The sequence below is a fragment of the Herbidospora sp. RD11066 genome, from assembly GCF_054661255.1.
In genome coordinates, this window is sequence record NZ_BAAGDO010000308.1 from 1 (window position 1) to 245 (window position 245).

The window sequence follows — 245 nt, forward strand, 5'->3', positions numbered from 1 at the left end:
AAGGATAAAGAAAAGAAAAAGAAAGATAAAAATAAGAAAGCAAAGATACCTCCCTTGGCAACAGGAGGGGCAGCTAAAGCCACTGCCCAAGACACACTGCGAGAAACTGCGTGGACAATTAAGGAAACCCCAGGCGTGCGGCTGGTTTCTGTAAGTCCGATTAGTGAGGTTCAACAAGATCAGCAAGTGCGATCCCCTCACCCAGTGTACCTACAAAATGGCGTTCAGGGTCACAAGCCGCCTCC

Annotated in this window: 1 protein-coding gene; it reads left to right on the forward strand. The window is 48.6% G+C overall.

The window, feature by feature from the left end:
* The coding region (locus ACYQ78_RS39990) for a hypothetical protein (RefSeq protein WP_459806214.1) at positions 1-245 on the forward strand (245 nt) is incomplete at both ends.